This is a genomic window from Stenotrophomonas sp. STEN240 (assembly GCF_056756175.1).
Genome location: NZ_JBRRBO010000006.1, coordinates 16,778 through 33,156, shown reverse-complemented (window position 1 = coordinate 33,156; position 16,379 = coordinate 16,778). Strand labels below are relative to the sequence as shown.

Below are 16,379 nucleotides of genomic sequence, written 5' to 3'. Positions count from 1 at the left end.
GGCTTGCGCAGCCCCGCAATCACCGTAGTCCGGGTAAGCGCAGCGCACCCGGGGCTTTTGGCGCACAGTCGATCCCTCGTTCCCGGGTGCGCTGCGCTTACCCGGGCTACGGCGCTATTGGCAGTCATATCCGTCCCGCACAAACAGAAACGGCGCCCAAAAGGCGCCGTTTTTGTTTGCTATCAGCAGCGGCTTACTTGGCTGCGTTGCTGTCCTTGTTCTTCATCATCGCGTCGCGGTTGGCCTTGAACGGATTGCCTTCATACCAGTTCGGCCAGGCATCGCCGCCGGCCAGCTGCTGGCCAACGCCGTACAACAGCTCCAGGTCTTCGACGATGCCGTCGAGCTTCCAGGTGGCCGGGTCGTACTCGTCCTTGGGGCCGTGGTAGCGGTCCTTGCCATAGGCTTCGGCCGCACGCTTGCCGGCCTCGACGCCGCCGTCGATCAGGTCTTCGCCGCCATCGGCATACAGTGCCGGCACGCCGGCCTTGGCGAAGTTGAAGTGATCGGAGCGGAAGTAGAAGCCGCTCTGCACCGAACTTTCCGCATGCAGGGTACGGCCCTGCTTGGCCGCCAGCGGCTTGAGCAGGTCTTCCAGCTCGGAGCTGCCAAAGCCCGTCACGGTGAGGTCACGCGCGCGGCCATTGACCGACATCGCATCGATGTTGATCACGCCGGCAATCTTGTCCAGCGGGAAGGTCGGGTGGTTCACGTAGTACTGCGAACCGAGCAGGCCGGATTCCTCCAGCGTCACCGCCAGGAACACCACCGAGCGTTCCGGCGGGGTCTGCTGATGGGTCATGGCGTCGGCCACTTCCAGAATGCCGGCCACGCCGGTGGCGTTGTCGACCGCACCGTTGTAGATGTTGTCGCCTTCCTCGCCCTCATGCTTGCCCAGGTGGTCCCAGTGCGCCATGTACAGCACGGCTTCGTCGGCACGCTTGCTGCCCGGCAGGACGCCGACCACGTTGCGCGATTTCTTCTGCGCGATGGTGCTCTTCAGGTCCAGCGACAGCCGCGCGTTCAACGGCGCCGGCTTGAAGCCACGCTTGCTGGCATCCTTGTAGGCCTTGTCCAGATCCAGCCCGGCATCGGCGAACAGCGTGCGTGCGGCCTCGGCGCTGAGCCAGCCCTGTGCCTGCAGGCGCGGCTGCTTGTCTTCGGCGGCCGGCAGGTCGTACTGCGCGCCGCCCCAGGAGTTCTTCACCACGTCCCAGCCATACGAGGCACCAGCGCTGTCATGCACGATCAGCGCGGCGGCGGCGCCCTTGCGTGCGGCTTCCTCGAACTTGTAGGTCCAGCGCCCGTAATAGGTCATGCGCTTGCCATCGAACAGCTTGGCGTCGTCGGTGTGGAAGCCGGGGTCGTTGACGAACATCACCACCGTTTTGCCCTTCCAGTCCTGGCCGGTGTAATCGTTCCAGTTCTGTTCGGGCGCATCCACGCCGTAACCGACGAAGACCAGCTCGCTGTTGTCGATCTTGATTTCTGGCTGGCCGCTGCGGGTGCCGATCACCATGTCGGTGCCAAACACCAGGTCGCGGCTGGCGTCGCCCTGCTGGATCTTCAGCACGGTGCTCGGCTCGGCCGTGGTCTCGGTCATCGGCACTTCCTGGAACCAGCTGTCGCCGTTGCCCGGCTGCAGGCCGATGCGCTGCATCTGGTCGCGGATGTAGTTGACCGTCAGCTCCTCGCCGTTGCTGCCGGGGGCGCGGCCTTCAAATTCGTCCGAGGCCAGGGTCTTCACCAGCTCGCCGAAGTCGGCTGCGTTGATGCCGCCGGCAAAGGTGTGGGCCGGGGCCGGTGCAGGGGCGGGCGCGGGGGCCGCCGGTGCCGGCGCCTCCTGCTTGCAGGCGGCCAGGGCCGCGGCGGCGGCCAGGCACAACAACAGTTTGCGTTGCATGAAAACTCCGGGTTGCAAGGTCGAACCCGGATTCTAGGCAGGATTGGCCTGCAATGCGCGTTCAGCGCGGCGCGGTTTCACTGTCGAAACGCTGCGGCGTGGCACCGGTGACCGGGCCGATCTTGGCCGAGTCGTGCACCAGCAGGGTGACTTCGCGCTCGAATACCAGCTGGCCTTCGACCACGGCGTTCGGGCCGATCACGACGCGCGGCTTGCGCGGCGCGGTCAGCGAGATGCCAAACGAAGGGCGATTGACCTTGATGCCGCCTTTGACCACCGAGTCGATGCCGACGGTGATGTCGCCATTGACGGTTTCGATGTCGCCATCCAGCTGTACGCCGACCAGGCCGATGCTGCCGTTGACGGTTTCGACATCGCCGCCGATGCGGCTGCCACGGTCCACATAGATGCCGCCGTTGACGGTATCCAGGCCGCGCGCCAGCACCAGGTTGCGGCCGGTGCGGATGCCGCCATTGACCGTCTCGATGTTGCGCGCCTGCACATTGTCTTCGGCGCGTACGCTGCCGTTCACGGTTTCAACCCCGCGCGCCTGTACCCCGGCGGCCAGCTTGATGCTGCCATTGACCGTTTCCAGGTCGCCATAGGTGGCGCCGGCATCGGTCTGGATGCTGCCATTGACCTTGCTGATGTCGTCGGCAGCCAGCACCAGCGGGGCGTTCGCACTCAGCAGCAGGAGCAGGAATAAACGTTTCATGAGATCTCCGCGATGGAAATACCGAGGGACAGGGCGGCATAGCATCATGCTTGGGTACAATCCGCATCTGCCTGAAGTCACTGGAACCTCTTTGCGCCAGCCCAGTCAACAGCCTTGCCCCCAGCGGCTTGCGGCCCAGCCGCAGTGGCGCGGCAGTTGCCTGCTGATCCTGGCGTTGCTGGCCGGGCCGTTGCTGGCGCAGAACACTTCACGCGATACCGAGAAGAAGCTGCAGCAGCTGCGCGGCGAGCTCAAGAGCGTGGCGCAGGAGCGGCGGCAGCTGGAAGGGCAGCGTGGCCAGGCCAGCCAACGCCTGCGCGAGGCCGACCAGAAGGTCGCCCGCAGTGGCCGCGCGGTTGCCGAGGCCGAGGCTGCCGTGCAGCGCGAACAACAATCACTGAGTGCGCTGCAGCAGCGCCGGGCCACGCTGGAAAGCGGCCTGGCCCAGCAGCGCCAGCAACTGGCCACGCTGTTGCGCGGTGCCTACCAGCTCGGCAATCACGCCCCCTTGAAGCTGTTGCTGTCGCAGGACACCGTGGCCGATGCCAACCGCGAGCTGGCCTACCACCGCTATCTGCAACGCGAGCGGGCCAAGGCAATTGCCGGCCTGACCACCGACCTGCAGGCGCTGACCAGCACCGAGCAGCAGATCGTGGCGCGCAGCAGGGAACTGGAGCAGGCCCGCGAACAGCAACGCCAGCAGGCCGCAGCCTTGGCCCAGGACCGTCGCCAACGTGCAACCGTGCTGACCGAACTGGACAGCCGCTACCAGGACCGCAGCCAGCGCGAACAAGCCCTCGGCAAGGACGCGCGCGCGCTGGAACAGGTGTTGGCCAGCCTGCGTGCGGCCGCCGCCCGGGCGGAAGCCGAGCGCCGCGCGGCTGCCCGTCGCGCCGCCGAACAGGCACGGCAGGCTGCGGCAGCCAACAGCGGTTCGAGCCGCAGCCCGGCACGGGCCACGCCGGGCAAGACACCGCCACGGGTAGTAGCCAACGCGCCGGCACCACGGGTGGGCGGGCTTGGCTGGCCGCTGTCGGGCAATCTGCTGGCCCGTTACGGCGGCCGCCTGCCGGACGGCCGCAGCAGCGCCGGCGTGCTGATCGGCGCGCCTGCCGGCAGCACGGTGACCGCCGTGGCCGATGGCACCGTGGTGTTCTCCGACTGGATGACCGGCTACGGCATGATCCTGATCGTCGACCACGGCAACGGCTACATGAGCCTGTACGCCCACAACGACACCCTGCTCAAGGATGCCGGCGCCACCATCAAGCGCGGCGATGCGGTGGCCAAGGTCGGCAATTCCGGTGGCCAGGGCGTCACCGCGCTGTACTTTGAACTGCGCCGCAACGGCCAGCCGGTGGACCCTTCGACCTGGCTGCAGCGGCAGTAACGGGGGCTGAGCGGCGCTGCCGCCGTTCGCACGGATTCAACGGGAATTTAGCCATGCTTCGCGCATAATCGGGGCCTGCGTGTTTGTTGCGCATCCGTTTTCTCATGGAGTGGTTCATGCGTGTAGCCCGTCTTGCTGCTGCCCTGCTGTTGGCCCTGTCACCGGCCCTGGCGTTTGCCCAGAGCGCCCCGGACACGGCGTCCAAGGCGGACGATCCGGATGCCAATGAATCGGTCACCTCACGCGTACCACTGGATGAGATCCGGCGTTTTGTCGGTGTCTACAACGCCGTGCGTGCGGCCTATGTGGATCCGGTTGATGACAAGAAGCTGATGCAGTCGGCCGTACGCGGCCTGCTGCTTGAGCTGGACCCGCACAGCACCTACTTCGACAAGGAAGATGCCGAAGCCTTTGACGAGCAGACCAACGGTGCCTACGAAGGCATTGGCGTGGAGGTGCTGCAGCAGAAGGACAACACCTTGAAGGTGGTGTCGCCTATCGACGGCACGCCGGCGGCAAGGGCTGGGCTGCAGGCCGGTGACCTGATCGTGGCCATCGATGGCACCCCGATCAACAGCATCGACGCCAGCGAACCGCTGCGCGGCAAGGCTGGCAGCGCGGTGGTGCTGACCATCGCCCGTGGCGAGCAGAAGCCCTTCGATGTCAGCGTGATGCGCGAGACCATCCGCGTCACCAGCGTGCGCAGCAAGATGCTGGAGCCGGGCTATGGCTATATCCGCATCAGCACTTTCCAGGCCGACACCGGCGCCGATTTCCAGAAGCAGTTGAACCAGTTGCAGAGCCAGGCTGGCGGCAAGTTGAAGGGGCTGGTGCTGGACCTGCGCAGCAACCCCGGCGGCCTGCTGACCGCCGCCGTGCAGGTAGCCGATGATCTGCTGGAGAAGGGCGGCATCGTCAGTACCCGTGGCCGCATTTCAATCAGCGATGCCAAGTTCGATGCCACCCCCGGCGACCTGCTCAAGGGCGCGCCGCTGGTGGTATTGGCCGATGCCGGCTCGGCCAGCGCCTCCGAAGTGCTGGCCGGCGCCCTGCGTGACAATGGCCGCGCCCGCGTGGTCGGCAGCCGTACCTTCGGCAAGGGCTCGGTGCAGACCGTGCTGCCGCTGGACAATGGCGATTCGGTCAAGCTGACCACCGCCCGTTACTACACCCCCAGCGGCCGCTCGATCCAGGCCACCGGCATTCTGCCGGACGTGGAGCTGGCGCCGGATCCGGCCGACGTGCCGAGCGATCTGCCAGCCAGCCTGAGCGATTACAGCGAGGCCAAGCTGCCAGGGCATCTGCGCGGCGATGACGAAGCGGTGGGCAGCAAGGCCGGCGTGGTATTGCCGGGCGATGCACCGATCCAGTCGGCACTGCAGGAACTCAAGCACCCCGGCTCGGTGGCGGCAGCGCAGGCGGCGGCGAAGGCCAAGGCCAAGCCCGTCAGCGCCGAAGTGAAGCCGGCAGAAGCTGCAAAACCGGCAGCTGCAACACCGGAAGCCAAGCCAGTCGAGGAAGAAAAACCCCTGTAGTGCCGAGCCATGCTCGGCAGGGGCCTCACCGGCAATATCGCAATATCGCCGCGTAGTGCCGAGCCATGCTCGGCAGGGCTTCACCGGCAATATTTCCGCGTAGTGCCGAGCCATGCTCGGCAGGGGCTTCACCGGCAATATTTCCGCGTAGTGCCGAGCCATGCTCGGCAGGGCGTCACCGGTAAGGCTTCAGCCGAACATGGTTCGGCTCTACCTTGGCGCCCGTTGCCTGCGATCCGATGTATCGCAGGCTTCGCGGCTGACGCCGCTCCCACAAAACAACAAATCGGCTAGAAGCCCTTGCGCTTGCGCAGCCGCCTGGCAATGGCCGCGCGCACATACAGCCCGTAAACAATGCCGAACAGAAAGCCGGCCACATGCGCCGACCAGGCCACCATGCCGAAGCTCGGGCCGATATAGGCAAACACCACCTGCAGGGCCGCCCACACGCCGATCAGCAGAAAGGCTGGCGCCCGCACAAATTCCAGGAACAATCCCAACGGCAGCACCACGCCCAGCTTGGCGCGCGGGAACAGGGTCAGATAGGTGCCCATCAAGGCCGACACCGCGCCACTGGCGCCGATGATGGTGCGTTCGGGCGAGCCGATCACATACAGCGCGGCAAGGTTGGCAACCGCGCCCCCGAACAGGAACAGCAGCAGCAGCCGCCACGGCCCCAGCACCCGCTCGGCAGGCAGGCCGAAGATCAGCAGGAACACCAGGTTGCCCAGCAGGTGTGACCAGTCGGCATGCAGAAACAGCGCGGTGAACAACCTTAATACGCTGCCATCACGCAAGGCCGCCCACCAGTCATGGCTGCTGCCCAGCCCGGTGGCCAGCGCACCCCAGTCCAGCCACAAGGTGCGCCGCGCCTCATCCGGTCGTGAGATCGACCATAGGAACGCGGCAAGCAAGGCAAGGCACAGCAGCGGCACTGCCCAGCGCAGACCTGTCTTATTTCTGGAAGGAATGGAGACGAACATGGGTCCGGAAGCCTAACCCGGCAGCGCTCGGGACGGGCTGGGAATATGTCTTTCGTCGTTATTGTTTAGTTAAGCACCGTGGGTGATACTGCATACGGCGTCGTATGTCGGGAGGGGACTCCGGCGCACCGTCAAGCGGCTTGGCTGCTTGGAGGTGCAGGCGCAAAACGACAATTACCGTTTACGGAGAGAGCTTCGAATATGACCGCTTCTGCTATTGCCCGCGTAACCGCACTTGCTGTCGGCATCGCCGGCGCCCTCGCTTTCAGCCACGCCGACGCTGCCGCCTTCCAGCTGAAGGAAAACAGCGCCAAGGGCCTCGGCCGCGCTTTTGCTGGTTCGACCAGCGCATGGGACGACGCTTCGGTGGTTGCCACCAACCCGGCCTCCATGCGCCTGCTCGATGGTCGCCAGTTCCAGGCTGACCTGAGCGCCATTAGCTTCTCGGCTGATTTCAAGAAGGCCTCTGGCCGTAACTCCGGCCCGGGCGGCCCGGGCACCGGCACCGAGATCACCGGTGGCAACGGCGGCGACGCTGGCATGATCGCGCCGGTTCCGGCTGCGTATTTCCACCTGCCGTTCGGTGAGAACGACAACATGCATTTCGGTCTGTCGCTGACCGCGCCGTTCGGCTTCAAGACCGATTACGACAAGAACTGGGTAGGCCGCTACAGCGGCGTGACCACTGACCTGAAGGCCATCGACCTGGGTGCGGCGTTCTCTTACGACGTCAACCCGTATGTGTCGTTCGGCGCGTCGGTGTTCGTTGAGCACCTGACCATCGAACTGTCCAACGCACTGGACATGGGTGCCGTGGTCAACGGTGCCGCCCAGCAGAAGGCTGCAGCCGCCGCTGCTGCCGCTGGCCGCACTCCGGCACAGATCGCCGCCGCCGCCGCCACTGCTGGTCAGCAGGCCGCGCTTGGTGGTTTCTCGCCGGGCAGCGCTGATGGTTTCGTCACCATCGAAGGCGACAACAATGCCGTCGGTTACGTGCTCGGCACCACCTTGAGCCCGACCGAAAACACCAACATCGCCTTCAGCTACCGCTCCAAGGTTGAGCACAAGATCACCGGCGGCAAGGCCAACTTCACCGTTCCGCAGAACGTCTCGGTGGCCCTCGGCCAGCCGGGCAGCGGCCTGTTCGTGGACACCTCGGGCAAGGCCACGGTGACCCTGCCGGCTTCGCTGTCGATGAGCGTTACCCACCGCGTCAATGATCGCTGGACCGTGATGGGCGACGTGTCGCGCACCGCATGGAAGACCGCGTTCGATGAAGTCACCGTCGACTTCGCCTCGAACCAGCCGGACAACACCCTGGGCTTCCACTACAACGACACCACCTTTGCCTCGATCGGTACCGAGTACAAGCTGTCCGACACCATCACCCTGCGTGGCGGTGTGGCCTATGACGAGTCCCCGACCAGCATCGAGCACCGTGACGTGCGCGTGCCGGACGTGACCCGCAAGTGGCTGTCGCTGGGCCTGGGCTGGACCCCGTCGGAGAAGACCGAGTTCAACTTCGGTTACACCCACCTGTTCACCAATGAGCCGGGCATCAACGTCACCTCGGCCACGGGCAACGTGGTCAAGGGTAAGTACGACGTGGGCGGCGACATCCTCGCAGCTTCGATCAACTACAAGTTCTAATAGAACCCGTAGCTGATGCATGCAGAAAGCCCCGCGCAAGCGGGGCTTTTTGTTTGTGCGCGGAGTGCACGGCAGGGCGATCGCGCAGTTGTAGGAGCGGCGTCAGCCGCGAAGCTGGTGGCGATGGAATTGCGAGTGCCTCTGCAATCGGATGGACCATCTGCTTCGCGGCTTACGCCACTCCCACAAGCCTCAGGAATGATGGGGTGCGCGGGAAGCCTCTGCCGAGCATGGCTCGGCACTACGCTCCCTCCCTTTCGCGTAGCGAAGGGGAGGGTTGGGGAGGGGGTGGTTTTGACTCTGTTTGCAGTCGTGCAGGGCGATGGCGTGTGCAGGTTGTGGGAGCGGCGTAAGCCGCGAAGCTGGCGGCGATGGAATGACCAGTGTCTTTGCAATCTGATAGGCCGTTTGCTTCGCGGCTTACGCCGCTCCCACAAGCCTCAGGAGTGATGGGGTGCGTGGGAAGCCCCTGCCGAGCATGGCTCGGCACTACATGCTCCCTCCCTTTTGCGTAGCAAAGGGGAGGGTTGGGGAGGGGTAGGTTTTGCCTCTGTTTGCAGTCGTGCACGGCGATGGCGTGTGCAGGTTGTAGGAGCGGCGTAAGCCGCGAAGCTGGTATCAATGAAATTGCGAGTGCCTCTGCAATCTGACGGGTCATTTGCTTCGCGACTTACGCCGCTCCTACAAGCCTCAGGAGTCATGGGTGCGTGGAAAGCCCCTGCCGAGCATGGCTCGGCACTACGCGCTCTCCCTTTCGCGTAGCGAAGGGGGCGGGGTTGGTTTTTTGAGGTGCAAAGAAAAACCCCGCTTGCGCGGGGTTTTTCTTGATCAGGACACGATTGGAATCAATCGCCCAGGGTCAGCAGCGAGGCGTTGCCGCCGGCTGCGGTGGTGTTCACCGTCACCGTCTTTTCAGTGGCGAAGCGCAGCAGGTAGTGCGGGCCGCCGGCCTTGGGGCCGGTGCCGGAGAGGCCCTGGCCGCCGAACGGTTGCACGCCGACCACGGCGCCGATCTGGTTGCGGTTGACGTAGACGTTGCCGACATTGACGCGCGAGGCGATGCGGTCGACGGTTTCGTCGATGCGCGAATGCACGCCCAAGGTCAGGCCATAGCCGGTGGCATTGATCTGGTCGATCACCGCATCGAGCTGATCGGCCTTCCAGCGGATCACGTGCAGCACCGGCCCGAAGATCTCCTGGTGCAGCTGGCCCAGATCCTTCAGCTCGTACGCGCGCGGTGCGAAGAAGGTGCCGTGTGCGGCAGCCTCGGACAGCGGTGCGGTGGCGATCAGGCGCGCTTCGGCGTCCATGCGTACGGCGTGGTCCTTGAGGATCTGCAGCGCGTCGGCGTCGATCACCGGGCCGACGTCGGTGGACAGTTCACCCGGGTCGGCAACCTTCAGTTCGGCCATCGCGCCGGCCAGCATGCCCATCACCTTGTCGGCGATGTCGTCCTGCACGAACAGCACGCGCGCTGCCGAGCAACGCTGGCCAGCGGAGGTGAAGGCCGAGCCGATGGCGTCCTTGACCAGCTGTTCCGGCAGCGCCGAGGAGTCGGCGATGAAGGCGTTCTGGCCGCCGGTCTCGGCGATCAGCACGCCGATGGCAGCGTCACGCGCGGCCATGGTGCGGTTGATGATGCGGGCGGTGTCGGTGGAGCCGGTGAAGGCCACGCCGGCCACGCGCGGGTCGGCGGTCAGGGCCGCGCCCACCACCGAGCCGGAGCCCGGCAGGAACTGCACCACGCCTTCCGGTACGCCGGCATCGAGCAGCAGCTTCACCGCGTAATAGCCGATCAGGTTGGTCTGCTCGGCCGGCTTGGCGATGACGCTGTTGCCGGCGGCCAGGGCGGCAGCCACCTGGCCCATGAAGATCGCCAGCGGGAAGTTCCACGGGCTGATGCAGACGAACACGCCACGGCCGTGCAGCTGCAGCTCGTTGCTTTCGCCGGTGGGGCTGGGCAGCTTTTCGCCGGCGCCGAACTGGTCACGCGCCTGCTTGGCGTAATAACGCAGGAAATCCACCGCCTCGCGTACTTCGGCGACGCCGTCGGGCAGGCTCTTGCCGGCTTCCTTTACACACAGCGCCATGAACTCGGCGATGCGGGCTTCCAGCTGGTCGGCGGCATGCTCGAGGATGGCAGCGCGGCTGGCAGCCGGGGTGCGGTTCCAGGCCGGCTGGGCGGCCACGGCGTTGGCCAGCGCCTTCTGCACGGTGGCGGCATCGGCGGCCTGCCAGTGACCCACGACCTGGCGGTTGTCGGCCGGGTTGGTCACAGGCTGGGTGGCGCCGGTGGTGCTGGCGCCCGGTACCAGCGGGGCGGCCTGCCACGGCTTGACGGCGGCGTTGAGCTGCTCGGCCAGGGCGCGCAGTTCGTTGTCGTTGGCGAGGTTGATGCCCATGGAGTTGGTCCTGTCGTGGTTCTGGCTGCGCAGCAGGTCAACCGGCAGCGGGATCTTGGGGTGAGGAATGGAGGCGAACGAGGACACGGCTTCGACCGGATCGCGGATCAGGTCGTCGATGGACACGTCTTCATCGGTGATGCGGTTGACGAAGCTGGAGTTGGCGCCGTTTTCCAGCAGGCGGCGCACCAGGTAGGGCAGCAGGTCCTCGTGCGAACCGACCGGTGCGTACACGCGGCAGGGCACGTTCAAGCGGTCGGCCGGAATCACTTCGGCATACAGGTCATCACCCATGCCGTGCAGCTTCTGGTGCTCGTAGACGCCGCCCTTGGCGATCTGCTTGATGGTGGCGATGGTGGCCGCGTTGTGGGTGGCGAACATCGGGTAGATGGCGTCGCTGTGGCCGAACAGGCGCTTGGCACAGGCGATGTAGGACACGTCGGTGTTCTGCTTGCGGGTGAACACCGGGTAGCCGGGCAGGCCTTCGATCTGCGCGCGCTTGATTTCCGCATCCCAGTACGCGCCCTTGACCAGGCGCACCTGCAACTTGTGGCCGATGCGGCGGGCCAGGTCGGCGAGGTAATCAATCGTGTACGGCGTGCGCTTCTGGTAGGACTGGACGACGATGCCGAAGCCTTCCCAACCCTTCAACGAAGGATGGCTGACCACGCGCTCGATGATGTCCAGCGACAGTTCCAGGCGGTCGGTTTCTTCAGCGTCGACCGTACAGCCGATGCCGTAGGACTTGGCCAGCTGCGCCAGTTCCAGCACGCCCGGTACCAGGTCCTTGAGCACGCGCTCGCGCTTGGCATGTTCGTAGCGCGGATACAGCGCCGACAGCTTGATCGAGATGCCGTGCGAGGTGGTCACGTCACCATCGGCCTTGCCGCCACGGGCGATGTTGTCGCTGCCGATGGCGTGGATGGCGCGGCGGTAGTCTTCCAGGTAACGCAGCGCATCCTTCATGGTCAGCGCACCTTCGCCGAGCATGTCGAAGGAATAGCGGTAGTTGCTGTTGTCGCCCTTGTGCGAGCGCGACAGCGCTTCGTCGATGGTGCGGCCCATGACGAACTGGTGGCCCATGATCTTCATTGCCTGACGCACGGCCAAGCGGATCACCGGCTCGCCAACGCGGCCGATCAGCCGCTTGAAGGCGCCATGCACGTCGCGCTTGGTGGCATCGGCCAGATCAACCAGATGGCCGGTCAACATCAGGCCCCATGTGGAAGCGTTGACCAGCACCGAATCGGACTGGCCCATGTGGCGCTTCCAGTCGGCTTCGCCGAGCTTGTCTCGGATCAGCTTGTCGGCGGTTTCCTGGTCCGGAATGCGCAGCAGGGCTTCGGCCACGCACATCAGCAGCACGCCTTCCTCGCTGCCCAGATCATATTGGCGCATGAACGCTTCGATCGCGCCCTGGTTTTTTGCGCGCGCACGCACACGCTGTACCAGGTCGGCGGCGGTTGCCTGTACCTGCGCCTGTTCGTCGGCCGGCAGGCGCGCCTGCTCCAGCAGTTCGCGCACATGGCTGGCTTCATCTTTCAGCCAGGCATCGGTGATGGCCTGACGCAGCGCGGATGGCGCCGCTGGCAGCTCAGGCGCCAGCAACGGCGGGGCTGCTGGCGTTGGGGAGGCGACATCGGGAGAAGGTGTTGCGTTCATGCGCTCGGCCACGGTTGGATTCGGCCATTTTAATCTTCGGCGGCGGATTTCCTAGCCCCCTGCGAGCATCTTTTTGCAGGGCGAAAGCACTGGCCTGTGGGCGATTCCGCAATATTTACCCGACACGTTTCTATTGTGCCGATTCCGGCATTTAAATCGACGTGCTTGGGCGATATCAGCGCAATTCCGGTGTGCACTGCAGCATTGATGACGTTGATGAATGGAAGCTTGCCGGGCGTGCGCAGGCAGGGCTACCATCGAACTCGATTTCCGCGATGGACGCGGCTGCGATGATCCAGGTGCTTCGGCAAGATTCCGATGGCTCAGGGACGCAGTTGTTACTGCACCCCCCACGGGCACTCAGTGCTCGGCAGTTCGTCCAGTTGTTTGCGGCGTTGGCAGGATTGATGGTGTTCGCGGCTGGCCTTGCTTGGCTGTCCGGCAACCGTCTGGCCCCTGTCTTCGCGTTGTTGCATGGCTTCCTGGTGGCCGCTGCCCTGCGCGCGTGTTGGCGCAGCAGCAATCGCCGGGAAGAGATCCGGGTAGGACCGGACTGCGTGGAAGTGATTCCCGCAGCCGGAGTTTCGCCGGTATTCCGCGCACACCCGTATTGGGTGCGGGTGGTGACCGGGAAGGAACGGGTCCTGCTGGTTTCCAGCGGCAAATGGGTGGAAGTGGGGAGTTTCCTCGCGCCCGTGGAACGTCGGGAACTTGCGGTGACACTTGAAGGCTTGCTCGCTGCCAGCAGTGGTGGCAACCGATGACGTCAAGGGTCTAGGCAATGAAGCAAAGCAGCGTGTGGGGCGCGAAGTTGAAACACGGTTTGGCAGCGGCGGCGATGATGCTGTCGGCGCAGGCAGCATGGGCGCAATCGGCCGATCCAAAGGAATGGCAGCTCAACATGGGCAAGGGCGTCACCCATACCTCGCGTATGGCGTGGGACGCGCACATGGTGGCGTTGTGGGTGTGTACCGTCATCGGCGTGCTGGTATTCGGCGCGATGGCTTACGCGATCTTCAAGTTCCGCAGGTCCAAGGGGGCGGTGGCCAAGCAGTTCAGCCACAACACCAAGGCGGAAATCATCTGGACCGTCATCCCTATCGTCATCCTGGTGGTGATGGCCTGGCCGGCCACGGCCAAGCTGATCGCCATGTACGACACCCGCGATTCCGAGATGACGGTGAAGGTCACCGGCTATCAGTGGATGTGGAAGTACGAATACCTGGGTGAGGACGTGGCCTTCACCAGCCGCCTGGACCGCAAGTCCGACGAAGTGCGGCAGAGCGGCAGCGTGCCGACCATGGCCAGTGACCCGCATTACCTGCTGGACGTGGACAACCCGCTGGTGCTGCCGGTGAACACCAAGGTCCGCTTCGTCATCACCTCCGACGACGTGATCCATGCGTGGTGGGTGCCGGCACTGGGCTGGAAGCAGGACGCCGTGCCGGGCTTCATCAACGAACGCTGGACCAACATCGAAACCGAGGGCGTGTACCGCGGCCAATGCGCGGAGCTGTGCGGCAAGGACCACGGCTTCATGCCGATCGTGGTCAAGGCCGTGTCCAAGGACGAGTTCAAGTCCTGGCTGGCCTCGCGCAAGCCGGTGCCCGCTGCACCTGCCGAAGCGGCACCCGCACCTGTTGCCGAACCGGCGGCGGCGGCGCCTGAAGCAACGCCGACTGTCGCTACACCCGCCGCACCTGCGGCGGCCGGTGCCTGATACCACTGCGTGCCGGTGCTGCCGGCGCGATGCCTGAAAACGCATAACGAGGTGTAGTTGCAATGGCGAATACCGCAGTGGACCACTCCGATCACCACGGGCACCAGCAAGGTTTCTTCGAGCGTTGGTTCTTCTCGACCAACCACAAGGACATCGGCACGCTCTACCTGCTTTTCAGCTTCACGATGTTCATCGTCGGCGCGGCGATGAGCGTGGTGATCCGGCTGGAGCTGGCACAACCCGGCCTGCAGTTCGTCAAGCCGGAGTTCTTCAACCAGATGACCACCGTGCATGCACTGGTGATGATCTTCGGTGGCGTGATGCCGGCCTTCGTCGGCCTGGCCAACTGGATGATCCCGCTGCAGATCGGCGCGCCGGACATGGCCTTGCCGCGCATGAACAACTGGTCGTTCTGGCTGCTGCCGGTGGCCTTCGGCATGTTGCTGGTGACCTTGTTCCTGCCCGGTGGCGCACCGGCCGGTGGTTGGACGTTGTACCCGCCGCTGTCACTGCAGGGTGGCTACAACGTGGCCTTCAGCGTATTCGCCATCCACGTGGCCGGTGTCAGCTCGATCATGGGCGCGATCAACATCATCGCCACCGTGCTCAACATGCGCGCACCCGGCATCGATCTGCTGAAGATGCCGATCTTCTGCTGGACTTGGCTGATCACCGCCTTCCTGCTGATCGCGGTGATGCCGGTATTGGCCGGTGCGGTGACCATGCTGCTGACCGACAAGTTCTTCGGCACCAGCTTCTTCAACGCTGCCGGTGGCGGTGACCCGGTGATGTACCAGCACATCTTCTGGTTCTTCGGTCACCCCGAGGTCTACATCATGATCCTGCCGGCGTTCGGCGTGGTCAGCGAGATCCTGCCGACCTTCAGCCGCAAGCCGCTGTTCGGCTACCAGGCGATGGTCTACGCCACTGCCGCCATCGCCTTCCTGTCCTTCATCGTGTGGGCGCACCACATGTTCACGGTGGGCATGCCGCTGGGTGGCGAGATCTACTTCATGTTCGCCACCATGCTGATCTCCATCCCGACCGGGGTGAAGGTGTTCAACTGGGTCAGCACGATGTGGGAGGGCTCGTTGACGTTTGAAACGCCGATGCTGTTCTCCATCTCGTTCGTGATCCTCTTCACCATCGGCGGTTTCTCCGGCCTGATGCTGGCCATCGTGCCGGCCGACTACCAGTACCACGACACCTATTTCGTGGTGGCGCACTTCCATTACGTGCTGGTGACCGGCGCGGTATTGGCGCTGATCGCGGCGGTGTATTACTGGTGGCCGAAGTGGACTGGCCGCATGTACAACGAGTTCTGGGGCAAGTTTCATTTCTGGTGGACGATGGTATTCGTCAACCTGCTGTTCTTCCCGCAGCACTTCCTCGGCCTGGCTGGCATGCCGCGGCGTATTCCGGACTACAACCCGGTGTTCGCCGACTGGAACCTGATCAGCTCGATTGGCGCATTCGGCATGTTCGCCACCCCATTCATGATGGCGGCGATCCTGCTGCACTCGCTGCGCAACGGTAAGCGTGCCGAAGCGCGCGCCTGGGAAAGTGCCAAGGGCCTGGAGTGGACCATTCCCTCGCCGGCACCTGCGCATACCTTCACCGTGCCGCCGGTGATCAAGCCGGGCGATCTGGCGCATGACGACGTGAGCCATTGAGGAGCCCGGCAATGAACAGCAACGAGCATTTCCAAGCTGAGGAGATGGCGCTGCGCAAGCGCCGCTCGCGGCGCACCGCGCTGGTGGTTGGCCTGATCGCGGTCGCGGTGTATGTCGGCTTCATCCTGTCCGGGGTGCTGGCGAGTTGACCACGCCGGCGCCCGCACCCAAGCCCAAACCCAATGCCGGCCTCGGTCGGCTGATCGGCGTGGCCTTTGCGGTGTTCGTGCTGACCTTCTCGCTGGTGCCGCTGTACCGCATCGCCTGCGAAAAGGTATTTGGCGTGCGGCTGGAGCGCGGCGCCACCACGCATGAAACCAAGGCACATGCGGCCAACAGCAAGCGCACGGTGCGGGTGGAGTTCGATGGCGGCGTCAATTCCAAGCTGCCCTGGGCCTTCCATCCGGAAAAGCTGACGATGGACGTGGTGCCGGGCGAGTTGAACGAGGCCCTGTACTTCGCCCGCAACGACAGCGAACGCGCGCTGGTCGGCAGTGCGGTGCCGTCGGTGGCGCCGGCGCGGGCTTCGGGCTACTTCAACAAGACCGAATGTTTCTGCTTCACCGCGCAGACCCTGCAGGCAGGGGAGAAGCGCGAGATGCCGGTACGTTTCATCGTCGACCCGGACCTGCCGGCCGACGTCAACACGATCACCTTGTCCTACACCTTCTACAAGAACGATGCGCTGACCGAGCAGCTGGCCCCGGCAACCGCCGCGGCCGCTGCCCACGCAGCTCCCTGATCAC

General features: G+C 64.7%; 12 protein-coding genes. 8 read left to right on the top strand and 4 right to left on the bottom strand.

Annotation, left to right across the window (positions count from 1 at the left end; translation table 11 throughout):
* Nucleotides 1-193: 193 nt before the first annotated feature.
* Complete coding sequence (locus ACVOKO_RS04095) at nt 194-1,903, bottom strand: M28 family metallopeptidase (RefSeq protein WP_346497545.1); 1,710 nt, start codon at nt 1,901-1,903, stop codon at nt 194-196.
* Between the two features lie 61 nt (nt 1,904-1,964).
* Nucleotides 1,965-2,618 carry a DUF4097 family beta strand repeat-containing protein gene (locus tag ACVOKO_RS04090; RefSeq protein ID WP_346497543.1) on the bottom strand — a complete coding sequence of 218 codons (654 nt, stop codon included), beginning with the start codon at nt 2,616-2,618 and terminating at the stop codon, nt 1,965-1,967.
* Between the two features lie 46 nt (nt 2,619-2,664).
* Between ACVOKO_RS04090 and ACVOKO_RS04085 the strand changes: the two genes are divergently transcribed.
* Nucleotides 2,665-4,008 carry a murein hydrolase activator EnvC family protein gene (locus ACVOKO_RS04085; RefSeq protein ID WP_430980712.1) on the top strand — a complete coding sequence of 448 codons (1,344 nt, stop codon included), beginning with the start codon at nt 2,665-2,667 and terminating at the stop codon, nt 4,006-4,008.
* Nucleotides 4,009-4,124: 116 nt separating this feature from the next.
* On the top strand, nt 4,125-5,543 hold the full coding sequence (locus tag ACVOKO_RS04080; protein WP_346497539.1) for a S41 family peptidase: 1,419 nt from the start codon (nt 4,125-4,127) through the stop codon (nt 5,541-5,543).
* 290 nt (nt 5,544-5,833) lie between these two features.
* On the opposite strand, the gene ACVOKO_RS04075 is transcribed toward ACVOKO_RS04080, so the two are convergent.
* Nucleotides 5,834-6,526, bottom strand: a complete 693-nt coding sequence (locus ACVOKO_RS04075) for a rhomboid family intramembrane serine protease (protein WP_346497537.1) — start codon at nt 6,524-6,526, stop codon at nt 5,834-5,836.
* Between the two features lie 201 nt (nt 6,527-6,727).
* Here ACVOKO_RS04075 and ACVOKO_RS04070 point away from each other — a divergent pair, with 201 nt between their 5' ends.
* A complete protein-coding gene (locus tag ACVOKO_RS04070; RefSeq protein ID WP_346497535.1) occupies nt 6,728-8,176 on the top strand; it encodes an outer membrane protein transport protein in 1,449 nt (482 codons plus the stop codon).
* A gap of 845 nt (nt 8,177-9,021) precedes the next feature.
* On the opposite strand, the gene putA is transcribed toward ACVOKO_RS04070, so the two are convergent.
* A complete protein-coding gene (gene putA, locus ACVOKO_RS04065; protein WP_346497533.1) occupies nt 9,022-12,240 on the bottom strand; it encodes a bifunctional proline dehydrogenase/L-glutamate gamma-semialdehyde dehydrogenase PutA in 3,219 nt (1,072 codons plus the stop codon).
* Between the two features lie 290 nt (nt 12,241-12,530).
* Between putA and ACVOKO_RS04060 the strand changes: the two genes are divergently transcribed.
* From ACVOKO_RS04060 to ACVOKO_RS04040, 5 genes are all read left to right on the top strand, one after another.
* Nucleotides 12,531-13,004, top strand: coding sequence for a DUF2244 domain-containing protein (locus ACVOKO_RS04060; protein WP_346497729.1), 474 nt, complete (start codon nt 12,531-12,533; stop codon nt 13,002-13,004).
* A 17-nt stretch (nt 13,005-13,021) separates the two neighbouring features.
* Nucleotides 13,022-13,960, top strand: coding sequence for a cytochrome c oxidase subunit II (gene coxB, locus ACVOKO_RS04055; protein WP_346497531.1), 939 nt, complete (start codon nt 13,022-13,024; stop codon nt 13,958-13,960).
* A 62-nt stretch (nt 13,961-14,022) separates the two neighbouring features.
* Nucleotides 14,023-15,633 (top strand): cytochrome c oxidase subunit I, encoded by a 1,611-nt coding sequence (gene ctaD, locus ACVOKO_RS04050; RefSeq protein ID WP_346497529.1) that lies wholly within the window; start codon nt 14,023-14,025, stop codon nt 15,631-15,633.
* Nucleotides 15,634-15,644: 11 nt separating this feature from the next.
* Nucleotides 15,645-15,782 (top strand): hypothetical protein, encoded by a 138-nt coding sequence (locus ACVOKO_RS04045; RefSeq protein ID WP_346497527.1) that lies wholly within the window; start codon nt 15,645-15,647, stop codon nt 15,780-15,782.
* Nucleotides 15,779-16,375, top strand: coding sequence for a cytochrome c oxidase assembly protein (locus ACVOKO_RS04040; protein ID WP_346497525.1), 597 nt, complete (start codon nt 15,779-15,781; stop codon nt 16,373-16,375). The genes ACVOKO_RS04045 and ACVOKO_RS04040 overlap by 4 nt, the downstream gene beginning before the upstream one ends.
* The last annotated feature ends 4 nt before the right edge of the window (nt 16,376-16,379 follow it).

Coding starts and splice junctions, on each gene's coding strand:
- ACVOKO_RS04095 (WP_346497545.1), bottom strand. CDS start 1,903: ATGCAACGCAAACTGTTGTTGTGCCTGGCCGCCGCCGCGGCCCTGGCC.
- ACVOKO_RS04090 (WP_346497543.1), bottom strand. CDS start 2,618: ATGAAACGTTTATTCCTGCTCCTGCTGCTGAGTGCGAACGCCCCGCTG.
- ACVOKO_RS04085 (WP_430980712.1), top strand. CDS start 2,665: ATGCTTGGGTACAATCCGCATCTGCCTGAAGTCACTGGAACCTCTTTG.
- ACVOKO_RS04080 (WP_346497539.1), top strand. CDS start 4,125: ATGCGTGTAGCCCGTCTTGCTGCTGCCCTGCTGTTGGCCCTGTCACCG.
- ACVOKO_RS04075 (WP_346497537.1), bottom strand. CDS start 6,526: ATGTTCGTCTCCATTCCTTCCAGAAATAAGACAGGTCTGCGCTGGGCA.
- ACVOKO_RS04070 (WP_346497535.1), top strand. CDS start 6,728: ATGACCGCTTCTGCTATTGCCCGCGTAACCGCACTTGCTGTCGGCATC.
- putA (WP_346497533.1), bottom strand. CDS start 12,240: ATGAACGCAACACCTTCTCCCGATGTCGCCTCCCCAACGCCAGCAGCC.
- ACVOKO_RS04060 (WP_346497729.1), top strand. CDS start 12,531: ATGATCCAGGTGCTTCGGCAAGATTCCGATGGCTCAGGGACGCAGTTG.
- coxB (WP_346497531.1), top strand. CDS start 13,022: ATGAAGCAAAGCAGCGTGTGGGGCGCGAAGTTGAAACACGGTTTGGCA.
- ctaD (WP_346497529.1), top strand. CDS start 14,023: ATGGCGAATACCGCAGTGGACCACTCCGATCACCACGGGCACCAGCAA.
- ACVOKO_RS04045 (WP_346497527.1), top strand. CDS start 15,645: ATGAACAGCAACGAGCATTTCCAAGCTGAGGAGATGGCGCTGCGCAAG.